8 protein-coding genes and 2 pseudogenes are annotated in these 10,012 nt (G+C 52.9%); 3 read left to right on the plus strand and 7 right to left on the minus strand.

From position 1 onward, the window contains the following. From ACTHSL_RS11650 to ACTHSL_RS11680, 7 genes and pseudogenes are all read right to left on the minus strand, one after another. Positions 1–208, minus strand: a pseudogene (locus ACTHSL_RS11650) (IS1595 family transposase); the annotation flags it as partial. 136 nt (positions 209–344) lie between these two features. After that, a complete protein-coding gene (locus tag ACTHSL_RS11655; protein ID WP_440381532.1) occupies positions 345–1,769 on the minus strand; it encodes a tetratricopeptide repeat protein in 1,425 nt (474 codons plus the stop codon). 169 nt (positions 1,770–1,938) lie between these two features. After that, complete coding sequence (locus ACTHSL_RS11660) at positions 1,939–3,165, minus strand: capsule biosynthesis protein (RefSeq protein WP_440381538.1); 1,227 nt, start codon at positions 3,163–3,165, stop codon at positions 1,939–1,941. 61 nt (positions 3,166–3,226) lie between these two features. Then, complete coding sequence (locus ACTHSL_RS11665; RefSeq protein WP_440381533.1) at positions 3,227–5,275, minus strand: capsular polysaccharide biosynthesis protein; 2,049 nt, start codon at positions 5,273–5,275, stop codon at positions 3,227–3,229. 110 nt (positions 5,276–5,385) lie between these two features. Then, positions 5,386–6,228 (minus strand): 3-deoxy-8-phosphooctulonate synthase, encoded by an 843-nt coding sequence (kdsA, locus tag ACTHSL_RS11670; protein ID WP_440381534.1) that lies wholly within the window; start codon positions 6,226–6,228, stop codon positions 5,386–5,388. A 63-nt stretch (positions 6,229–6,291) separates the two neighbouring features. Then, positions 6,292–7,308, minus strand: coding sequence for a UDP-glucose 4-epimerase GalE (gene galE / locus ACTHSL_RS11675; protein ID WP_440381535.1), 1,017 nt, complete (start codon positions 7,306–7,308; stop codon positions 6,292–6,294). Positions 7,309–7,452: 144 nt separating this feature from the next. Then, positions 7,453–8,031, minus strand: a pseudogene (locus tag ACTHSL_RS11680) (IS1595 family transposase). A gap of 196 nt (positions 8,032–8,227) precedes the next feature. On the opposite strand from ACTHSL_RS11680, the gene ACTHSL_RS11685 reads away from it, so the two are divergent. From ACTHSL_RS11685 to ACTHSL_RS11695, 3 genes are read left to right on the plus strand one after another with little or no spacing between them, the layout of a single operon-like run. Continuing rightward, a complete protein-coding gene (locus tag ACTHSL_RS11685; RefSeq protein WP_440381536.1) occupies positions 8,228–8,833 on the plus strand; it encodes an IS1595 family transposase in 606 nt (201 codons plus the stop codon). Between the two features lie 52 nt (positions 8,834–8,885). Next, positions 8,886–9,419, plus strand: coding sequence for an isochorismatase family protein (locus ACTHSL_RS11690; protein ID WP_440381539.1), 534 nt, complete (start codon positions 8,886–8,888; stop codon positions 9,417–9,419). 11 nt (positions 9,420–9,430) lie between these two features. After that, entirely contained in the window at positions 9,431–9,934 is a 504-nt protein-coding gene (locus tag ACTHSL_RS11695) for an N-acetyltransferase family protein (protein ID WP_440381537.1), read from the plus strand. Positions 9,935–10,012 lie beyond the last annotated feature (78 nt).

The raw sequence follows: 10,012 nt of genomic DNA on the forward strand, positions 1-10,012 counted from the left end.
CCAACTCGACAGGGCCCTCAAAAACCTCATCGGCGACCAAGGCCAAATGATGGCTGATGACCATACGGATTTTACGGCAGGACAGGATGACGGAGTTGGGCCGAATGTGCAAAATATCGGCAGCGGAACGGGCGGTAACTTGAAGTACAAAAAACCGGAGCAGTTCTTTCTGTACTTTTTTCTTTAATTTGCAGCATGTTATCTTCATTTTCGTGGCCTAGCATAACTGCTAATTTACGTCAGACTCTTCCTTTTTTAGGTTTGAAGGTGGATTTTTAATCGGTTTGGGCGGTTATACGGTAAATCAGGCCGTCTGAAAAGGTTTCAGACGGCCTGATTTGTGTTCAGGGGTTTTCGCGCCATTGGTGGATGAGTTCGCGCAGTTGTTCAGGGTGTTCGTGGCCGCTGTCGATGGCGGTTTGCAGCCATTTGCAGGCGACGGCTGTGTCTTGCGGTACGCCGGTGCCGGAGTAGTGCAGGCAGGCGAGGTTGTATTGGGCGGTGGTGTCGCCTTGGGTGGCGGCTTGGGTAAACCAGCGGGCGGCTTGTTTGGGGTCGGCCTCTATGCCTTCGCCGTTGTAGTACATCATGCCGAGGTTGGTTTGTGCTTTGGGGTGGCCGTTGCGGGCGGCCAGCGAGTAGTAGGCGAACGCGCTTTCAAAGTCTTGCGGTACGCCTATGCCGTAGTGCAGGGTGAAACCGGATTGGTAGTTGCGTTCGACGGATTGTTGGAATTCGAGGACTTCTTGGTTGTAGGTGGGGTTGGCAACGTGGCTGCGGGAATCGAGCATCAGCAGGCGCTGCATGGCAACGAGGCTGCCGTATTTGACGGCGTGTTCGTAATAGCTGCGCGCTTTTTCCAGGTCGGCATGGATGCCGAGGCCGTATTGGCGGATGTCGCCCAAGAGGCAGAGTGCGTCGGGATGGTTGTGACGGGCGGCTTTGGCGGCAAAAAGGGCGGCTTTTTTATAGTCGCGCGGCAGGTTGGCGCCGATAAGGTATTGTTTGGCTAAAAAGGCGCAGGCGTTGTCGTCTTCCTGCCGGACGGCTTTGTTGATCCATTTGATGCCTTCTTCCGGGTCGGCAGGCAAGTGTTGCCCTTCCAGCAGGAGTTTGCCCAGTTCGGCTTGGGCGGCGGGTATGTCGGCATTAGCGGCGATACGTAGGTGGTAGAGTGCCTGGGTGTGGTTTTTGACGACACCTTGTCCGTGCAGGAATTGGTTGGCCAGTTGCCAATGGGCGGATACGATGCCTTGCGCGGCAGCCTGTTGGTAAAGCTGGTGGGCGGCGGGCAGGTTGAGGCTACCGTCTTTTTGGTAGTGCTGTGCAAGGAAAATTTGAGCCTGGGGGTGGTGTTTTTGTGCCGCTTGTTTGGCCCAGTAGAGGGCGCGGTCGTCTTTTTGTTCGGCGTAATAGTGCATGACGCGGACTTGTGCGTCGGTATGGCCTTCTTCGGCCAGTGCGAGGTAGGCGGGCAGGACGGATTGGATGTTGATGCCGTTGTCTTCGCGCAGTAGGGCAAGGTTGTAGCGTGCCGTGGTATGGCCGCCTTCCGCTGCTTTTCGCAGCCAGTAGGTGGCCTGTACCCGGTTGGGGTCCGTGCCCATGCCGTACTGCATGCAGCCGCCGAGTTGGAAGGCTGCTTCGGCATGACCGGCTTCCGCCGCTTGCTCGAGCAGGGGAAGCGCTGTTGCGTAGTCAGGCGGCATGGCTGTTAGGAGCTTTTGTGCCTGTTGGAAGATGGAGTCGGCGTTTTCGGTTTCTGTCATGGTCGGTGTCTACTTGGATTTCTTATTTTAACAGAAGGTTGTTGATTCTAGCCGATAATAACCGTTTGTGCTAGAAATAAACCGTTTGGATAATGCTGCCGGACATTTCTTGTAGATATATTGAAAAAGGCCGTCTGAAAATGTGTTTTCAGACGGCCTTCGGTTTGTTTTATTGTAGGTTGACGCGGCTGTAGTAGCTGCCGTTGATTTGTGTCACGTTCATGTGGTATTGCCGGTAGGCGTGAAACAGTTCTGCGTCCGGAGGAATGGGACGTTGCCAGAATTCGGCCAGGCTGCCTTGGAATGTCAGGCCGGGAATGTCGTAATTGGCACGGCCGAGGGTAATGACAGGCATATTGTGCACTAGGGCGGAAATGCCGCTGGTGCTGTTGAGGGTCACCATGCCGGTGCCGTGGCGCAGGAAGACGGGCAGGGGGACGTCGTGGACGTAGTGGATGCGGCCTTTGAGTTTCGGATGCCTTTTGATGAAGTGTTTGATGACTTTGCCGTAGTCGATGAAGCCGCGGTCCATCGGGTGGTGTTTGATCAGCAGAGAGGTGTTCTGGGGTGCGTGGAAGGAAAAGGATGTGAGGACGTGCAGCAGAAAGTTGCGGACGGAAGAGAAGTCGCTGTGCACACGGACTTGGCTGTCGTTGAAAACCTGCAGGGGAACAACGAAGAAACGGCCGAACTCGCCCGATTCCACCCGTTTGGCAAAACGGCTGTCTTTCAACCAGTAGTTGGCGCGCTTGATACCGGACAGGCTCCAAAGTTTGATGTAGTGCCAAAGGTCGAACGGGCGGTGGTGGGTGTAGTGCGGGTAGCGGCTGCGGTACAGGTTGGCTGCCACGTAGTAGCGCGTGGCGGCGGCAGCAACGGGCAGGAAGCCGCCGGGAACGGTTGACGGTGTGCGGTATTGTTGTTCGGCCAAGCGGGGGTAGGCCGTCTGAAAGAATGCGGCTTCTTTCGGGAGGGGGGAAAAATCATTGACGCCGCCTTGTTCCAGGGTGATGAAAAACGGCCGGAAGTAGCCTTCTTCAAAAGCCCAAAAACGGATGCCTTCCGTATTTTCGGCCAGTTGTCGGGCGACGGTGTGATAGTGTCGTGTGTCGCCGAAGCAGGCGATGGTATCGATTTTATTGTTAGCGGTAAATTCGGCTAGAAAAGCAGGAAAGTCTTCGGTGCTGCCGCGGTAGGCATGGGTGTTTGGGATGGTGGCAGGATAGAAGGCTTCGTCGCCGGCATTGAAGTTAATTTTGAAGACTTGTTTGCCGCGTTGTTCCAACCAGCGGGCGAAGTCCCGAAAGAAATGTCCGACCGGGCCTTGCAGCAGCAGGATACGGTCGGCCGAATCGGTTAGGGTTTGCAGGTTGCTTTTAATTGTGGCCATTATTATTTCTATATTTATTGTCAGATAGTTTGGTGAGCAGCCTTGCATTATATGCTATTTTTATACGTTATTTAAGTGAGTGCCAGAGTTGGCGTATTTTGTTGAGTTGTTTGGATGGCCAGCTCTGTTTCAGTTTGCCGTTTTTCTGTATTTCTTTATTTTTTTTCAGTATGGCCGCGGCAGTGGCAGCATCCGTCATGGTTTGGCTGTCGGGATGGATGTAGAGCGGGTAGTGCAGGAGTGTGCCGGCAATCAGTTGCCATAATTCCAGTTTGCGTGTGCGGCGGGGATGAGGGTGTTCGTCGCAAGTCAGCCCCCAGCCTGAATAAAACGGTTGGCCGTAGCAGTGGACGGCTTTGCCGCGAAGCAGGGCTTCGAAGCCTGTAAGCGAGGTCATGGTGTGGACTTCGTCGGTATGTTGCAGGCAGGTGAGGATGTCTGTTTCGGCGGCGGTTTGGTCGGCATAGCGGGCGCATTCTTCGGGCGGGACGGCACCGATGCGGTTGCCGCTGACGACATCCGGGTGGGGTTTGTAGATGATGTAGGCATCAGGATTGCGCTCGCGGACGGTACGCAGCAGGTCGAGGTTGCGGCAGATTTCCGGCGCGCCCAAGCGGATGGATGCATCGTCTTCAACTTGCCCTGGGACAAGCAGGATGCGTTTTTCAGACGGCCTTTGCGTTGTTTCGGTGCGGCCGACGTTGTATTTGCTGATGTTGGCTTCGATGAGTTCACGTTGCAGGTTTTGCGCTGTTTCGCGGTCATGTTCGTCGAAGTGCCGGTGTTGCAGGATGTGTTCCAGCCTTGACGGGCGGGCAGGGTCGAAGTAGATGCCCAGGTCGTCTATTACCAGCGACAGGGGGGGGACGAGGTTGGAGCCTAGCCCAACGGAACGGATAAAGCCGTCTTCCATACGCAGCAGGGGCAGGTTGAGTTGTTCGGCCAAACGGATAACCGTTTCTTTGCCGCCGCCCCAGGCAAGCAGTCGTGCATCGGGCGGCAGGTTGATTTTCAGCATTTTGTCGGCCGTGGAGACAAAATGCAGGCGGCAGGCCGGGACGTTGAAGAACGGTTTGATAACCGCCCGTTTCCATAGGGATACGCCGATGCAGTAGAGGTTGCCGCGCAGGTATTCGTTCAGGTGGCGTGCGCGGTCGAGGTAGCCGATAACGTCGAAGATGGTGCCGCTTTGGCCTGTATTGGGGTTAATGTAGCGGCTGTATTGCAGGTAGGCGGCGGCAAACAGTTGGGTCAGCGTTCTGCCGGTGCGGCGGCCTGATTGTTCGAGTTTGGCGATGTCGGGATGGCGGTCGTCGCAAACACCCCACCCGGCATACCAGGGCAGGCCGAAGGTGGTTACGGGTTTGCCGCACAGCAGGGCTTCAAAACCCATTTGCGAGGTAACGCAGTAGACTTTATCGGTTTGTTGTAGGAGGGAAATCGGGTGGATGTCTTCGGCCAGCAGGCGGATGTTTTCTTGTTGTGCGATGTCGGTCAGGTATCCTTTGCGTTTGCCGCTCAAAACGTCGGGATGGGTTTTAATCCAGATTTCCGCTTGTGGGTTTTCCTGTAAGGCCGTCTGAAACATGGTTTGGAAGGTGTGTTCGTCCGCGCCGCCGTATTTGACGGCCATGTCGCCGGCGGTTTGGTCAATCAGCAGGACAATCGGTTTTTCAGACGGCCTTTTTGATGCGTCTGTTTCGGCAAAGTCTGCGGCATGGTTGTATTTGGACAGGCGGTTTCCGACAATCAGCCGCATGGCGGTTTCGGCTTGTGCGGAAAGTTCTGCGGGCAGGCGGTCGGCCTGCATGATGAGCTGTTCCAGACGCGAAGGTTGTGCGGTGTGGTAGTAGATGCCGATGTCGTCGATGATGAGGGACAAGGGCGGGTAGCCTTCGACGCCCAATCCGAGCGAGCGTAGAAAACCGTCTTCCAAGGCGGTATAGGGCAGGTTGTGTGCGGCGGCAAATGCACGGGCTTTGTCCGCCGTCGGTTTGTAGCCCCAGCCGATGACGGTTTGCGGGGGTGTTGTTTTTTTTAGGTCGTAATCAGGCAAAAAGGCTGATAAATGGGGGGTGTTGCGGATGCCTCGGGAGAAGATAAGGGCAGTTTTCACTCTGTATGGATTCTGATGGTTTGAAAATAGAAAAGAATGGCCGGTATAGTATGAGGCCGTCTGAAAAACCTTTCTGTATCGGATACGGTGTTTTCAGACGGCCTTATCTATTATTGGATGTCTAAGGCCGGAAAGGATTTGACCAGGTCATCTACCGCTTTGACCCGCAGCAGGAAGTCTTCCAGTTTGGCGAGCGGCAGTGCGCTGGGGCCGTCGCATTTCGCGCGGTCCGGGTCGGGATGGGCTTCGAGGAACAGGCCGGCCAATCCTGTCGCCATGCCGGCCAAAGCCAAATCCAATACTTGCTCGCGCCGTCCGCCGGAAGCGGCAGAGCCGGAATCACGGGTTTGCAGGGAGTGGGTAACGTCGAAAATCAGCGGTACGCCCGGGCAGTTCTTCTTCATAACGCCGAAGCCGAGCATGTCTACCACCAGGTTGTCGTAGCCGAAATTCGAGCCGCGTTCGCACAGAATCAGTTTGTCGTTACCGGCTTCTTTGAATTTTTCCACGATGTTCTTCATTTGCGAAGGGCTGAGGAATTGGGGCTTTTTAATGTTGATGACACGGCCGGTTGCCGCCATTGCTGCCACCAAGTCGGTCTGGCGTGCCAAGAAGGCGGGCAGTTGCAGGACATCGCATACTTCTGCCACCGGCGTGCATTGGTAGGGCTCGTGTACGTCGGTAATCACCGGCACGCCGAATTCGCGTTTGACGGCGGCAAAAATCTTCATACCTTCATCTAATCCGACACCCCGGTAGGAGTGTACGGACGAGCGGTTGGCCTTGTCGAACGAAGCTTTGAATACATACGGGATGCCGAGTTTTTCGGTAACTGCGGTATATTGTTCGCAGGCATAAAGCGTGGAGTCCAAGTCTTCCAATACATTCAGTCCGCCGAATAGGACGAACGGTGCGTTGTTGGCGACGGTAATCGAATTGACGGATACGGTCATGTTGAATCCTAAGGAAAATATTGGATAAAAATGTTTCGGCGAAGGTTTCAGACGGCCTGAATGCTAGTCTTCATAACCATTCGGGTTGTTTTTCACCCAACGCCAGGCATCTTCCATCATTTGGGTCAAATCACGTTTGGTTTCCCAACCGGTTTGCTGCTTAGCGTAAGTCGGGTCAGCATAGAAACAAGCCAAGTCACCTTCTCGGCGTGGCTTAATCTGATAAGGAATGGTTAGGCCCGAGGCGGCTTCAAAGGAGCGGACAATTTCTAACACTGAATAAGCACGCCCCGACCCTAAATTCATTAGGTGTACTCCGGGAACATGGCTTTTGGCCTTCATTGCGGCAACATGACCTTCCGCCAAATCCATCACATGAATATAGTCGCGCATACCCGTACCGTCAGGAGTCGGATAATCATCTCCGAACACGGAAAGATACGGTAGTTTCCCGCCAGCCACTTGGCAGATATACGGCAACAGATTATTCGGAATCCCGTTAGGGTGCTCGCCAATTAAGCCGCTTTGATGTGCGCCGACAGGGTTGAAATAACGCAATAAAATTACACTCCAACGTGGGTCAGATTTCTGAATGTCAGTCAAAATCCGTTCTACCATAGCTTTGGATGCACCGTAGGGACTAGTAATGTCGCCTGGTTTCATATCTTCCGTGTAAGGGACTTTTCCCGGATCGCCATACACTGTAGCCGAAGAGCTGAAAACGATCTTGAAGACGTCCGCCCTTGCCATTTCTTCGGTCAATACCAAACTGCCTGACACGTTGTTATCATAATATTTGATCGGCTCGGCCACGCTCTCTCCAACCGCTTTCAGACCGGCAAAATGAATGACAGAATCGATGTCGTGTTCGGCAAAAATCTGCCGTAAAATTTCGCAATCGCGAATATCTCCTTGATAGAACTGAAAGGGTTTTCTGGTAATCTGCTGCAAACGCGGCAGGATTTTTACGGACGAATTGCTCAGGTTGTCTAAAATCACAACATCAAAGCCGGACTGGAGTAACGAAATAACAGTGTGCGAACCGATAAAGCCGGTTCCGCCGGTTAGGAGGATAGTCATTTTAGCTCCAAAATGTAATTTTGGTAGTTTAGGCCGATGTAAGTTTCATATTATAAATGATATCACTAATTACAATGTAATGTAGTATCATTTTTAATGATTGTGCTTAATTCAAGAATGTATAGGGGGCTTAGAAAGTAAAATCTATTTTAAAGGATTTTCCCGCAACATTCTCAGCAGTATTGTGTATAAATCATCATGCCTGTGATTAAAGTGGGACTCTGTTTCTTTTAAATACAGGTAAAACGTATGTTCCGACACCCGTTAAATTGCACCAAGCGATACTCGGCGCAGCTTTGAAAAGATTCAATACCGTTAATATGCCGCGCACCACGGACAAACTCATTGCCACCATGATGACCCCTGAAATGTCTGGCAAAACCCATGTCAACCAATCCCTGATAACCGAGCCAACCGTCGGTATTGATGGCACTCCCGATACCGACACAACCTCTAATGACCTTCTGCAGCATTGCTTTGGACGCATCGGGAACAATCTCGGTATAAACCTTGCCCCCGCGTTTCAAAATGCCGAAGACAACCACTTTTCCTACCCGCACCGTGCCCGCGTCTGCCCCTGATACGTTTGGCTCCGAAATAGGGTTCGTTTAATTCTACAATGCCGTATAAAGGTGCCTGCCTTTCGCATTCGTCAGCCAAATGCCGGCGAAATTTGAGCTCGGTAATTTTACTGAATTTTTGATACTTGTTTTTTAAATTCATTTCAGAAGTTTATCACTATATTGAGTGATTTTGCTTCCTAAGCCCCTATCATAGATGAAATTTTATGGGATTGATGTAGATCGATCCTAAATCTCATACCAACTCCGTAGGATTTTGAGTTGCTGGAATGGTATTCCAAAGTTAAACTGATTTGTTGTTTCCGATGTACAATACTACTACTTCACTTGCCATAACTATGTGTGCATCTGCCTTTATTGCATCCAGCGAAATAACTTTCGTCGAATTCATATTGTTAAAATTGTTAAAAACTTCATCGACCAAACTATTCTACCGCAAAATCCGCATGGTCATCAGCCATCATTTGGCCTTGGCTGCCGATGAGGTTTTCGAGAGCTCTGTCGAGTTGGACGAAAGCTATTTCGACGGACGGAGTAAAGGCAGACGTGGTCGCGGTGCGGCAGGAAAAGTGGTTGTCTTCGGCATTCTGAAACGTAACAGACGGGTCTATACCGTTGTCGTAGATAATGCCAAATCCGATACTTTAATGCCTGTCATTAAAAGGAAAATCATGCCGGACAGTATTGTTTATACCGATAGTCTGAGCAGCTACGACAAGTTGGATGTGAGCGGTTTTATCCATCACCGCATCAACCATTCCAAAGCGTTTGCCGACCGCCAGAACCACATCAACGGCATTGAGAATTTTTGGAATCAGGCAAAACGCGTCTTACGCAAATACAACGGAATCGATCGCAAATCTTTACCGCTGTTCTTGAAAGAATGCGAATTTCGGTTTAACTTCGGCACACCGTCCCAGCAGCTAAAAATCTTGCGGGTTTGATGTGGAATTTAGGGCTAATCTACGTTAGCCACAAAAGGAAATCACTATGACACTGCGTACCGACAACACCGCCTGCCTCATCGTCGACATCCAAGAACGCCTGACCCCGGCCCTGCACGAAGCCGAACGCTTCACCGCCGCCTGCACACTCCTCATCCGAGGACTGCACGCCCTCGGCATCCCCATGATGGCAACCGAACAATACCCCCAAGGCCTCGGCACCACCCTGCCGGAAATCAAAAGCCTGCTGCCGGACACACCCTTCGTCGAAAAAACCCGCTTCTCCGCCGTCCTGCCCGAAACCGAAGACTTCATCCGCCGGCACAACGCGCAAAACATCGTCCTCATCGGCGCGGAAACCCACATCTGCATGCTGCAAACCGCACTCGACCTGCGCGCGCAAGGACTGAACGTCTACATCCCCGCCGAATGCGCCGCCTCGCGCAACCCCGCCAACAAAGCCAACGGCCTCGAACAAATGCGCGCGGCAGGCGCAACCGTCGGCAACGGCGAAAGCCTCCTCTTCGCCCTCCTCCGCGATGCCAAACACCCGGCGTTCAAAACCATCTCCAAACTCGTCCGATAGGCCGTCTGAAAATGAACGGCTACCGCATCACCGAAGCACGGCAAGACGACCTGTCCGCCATCGTAGACATCTACAACAGCACCATAGACAGCCACCTTGCCACCGCCGACCTCAGCCCGGCCACCGTCGAAAGTCGCCAAAGCTGGCTTGATGCCCACGGCGGCAACCGCCCGCTCTACGTCCTGAAAAACCAAGAAGGCGAACTCCTCGCCTGGGGCGGCTTCAGCGACTACCACCCGCGTGAAGCCTACCGCATCACCGCCGAAATCAGCATCTACGTCCGCCACGACATGCGCGGAGTCGGCGTCGGTAAAATCCTCGTCCGCTACATGCTGGAAAAAGCCCCGTCCTTAGGCATCAAAAACATCATCGCCGTCATCTTCGGCCACAACCACGCCAGCATCCGCCTGTTCCACACCTTCGGTTTCCAAGAATGGGGGCGGCTGCCGCAAGTCTGCGACCTCGAAACCATGCAGGCCGACATCGTCCTTTTGGGTAAAAAAACCATCAACTAAGCTGTAGAAATCCCTAGCGTTGTTTACAGTATTTCCAGGAGAATACTGTAACATGAACATGCACAAAAACACCCGCCT

This window comes from Neisseria sp. P0008.S010 (genome assembly GCF_051962715.1).
Lineage (GTDB): Bacteria > Pseudomonadota > Gammaproteobacteria > Burkholderiales > Neisseriaceae > Neisseria > Neisseria elongata.